The organism is Paenibacillus sp. OT2-17, assembly GCF_009827695.1.
Taxonomy (GTDB): Bacteria; Bacillota; Bacilli; order Paenibacillales; family Paenibacillaceae; genus Paenibacillus; species Paenibacillus polymyxa_B.
Map to the genome: position 1 here is coordinate 1 of NZ_WUDQ01000771.1, position 1,393 is coordinate 1,393.

A 1,393-nucleotide genomic window follows, 5' to 3' on the forward strand; every position below is an offset into this window, starting at 1 on the left:
TGTAAATCTGTATGAGGTCTTCCAGCTATAGGGCTTCCCACTATAATATCTTCCTGCCCCGTATACTTAGACAGCAGTATGTTGTATGAAGCAAGCAATGTCATGTAAAGAGTAGCCCCATTATCCCTTGCAAGCTTAATAAGTTTTCCCGTAAGCTCACTGCCTGCTTCAAAACGGATAAAACCTCCGTCAAAGCTTTGAACCGCAGGCCTTTGGTAATCTACTGGCATATTCAGCACAGGAATTTCTCCATTAAATTCCTGGAGCCAGTATTCCTCCTGCTTCTTTATTTTGTCCCCAGCAAATAGTTCCTTCTGCCAAACAGAATAGTCCTTGTACTGTATACGGAGGGAAGAAGGGTTATTTCCTCCATACATATCCATGAACTCATGTACCAGTATATCCATGGACGTACCGTCAGATATGATATGGTGCATGTCAAACATCATGACATGCTTGTCTTTTCCCGTTTTCACAAGGCCTACTCTTAGCAGCGGAGCAATTCCAAGATCAAACGGCTTTATAAATTCTTTTACGATTTCCCCCACTTTTTCTTCGTCAGATTCTAGATACACTACACTAAAACCCACAGGATCATTGATCTTCTGGACGGGTTCACCCTCTATGAAATGGAAAGATGTTCGAAGGGTCTCATGCCTATTTATAAGCTGTTGGAAGGTCTTCTGAAAAAGCTCCAGATCAATACTGCCTTCAACCAGCAAGCTGCCTGGCATATTGTATGCTGTCCCTGCTCCTTCAAACTGATTTAATATATACAGCCTTCTTTGGGCTGATGACATAGGGTAGTATTCCATCTCTTTAGCAGTTTGGATGGATTGATATATACTCTCCTTTGCTTCCTTCATATACCTTGCTATTTCCGCTATAATTGGAGCCTTAAATATTTCCTTAAGAGGCATGTCTATATTGAACTCTTTGTGAATTCTCGCTACAAGGCTTGTAGCCTTTAAAGAGTGTCCACCTAACATAAAGAAGTTGTCATTTCTTCCTATCTTCTTAATTCCAAGGATGTCTTGCCAAATCAGTGCAAGCTTCTCTTCAAATTCGCCTATAGGCGCTTCATACTCTATTCCCGTATTTATATTACCTTCGGGTTCAGGCAATGCCTTCCTGTCTATCTTGCCATTAGCTGTCAATGGCATTTTTTCAAGCTGCACAAAGTATGATGGTACCATGTATTCGGGCAGTTCTTTTAAGAGATGCTCCCTTAGTTCTGATATTGTCAGCTCATTTTCTCCCGCTATATATGCACACAGGTATTTACTGCCCTGATGGTCTTCCTTTGCAATCACCAAAGATTCCTCAATTGAAGGATGCTTTAGCAGTTGTGCTTCTATTTCACCAAGCTCTATCCTAAAGCCTCTTATCTTTA

Annotated in this window: 1 protein-coding gene; it reads right to left on the reverse strand. The window is 41.1% G+C overall.

What is annotated here, in order from left to right:
• On the reverse strand, positions 1-1,393 hold a 1,393-nt coding region (locus tag GRP75_RS26980; protein ID WP_237449218.1), incomplete at both ends, for a condensation domain-containing protein.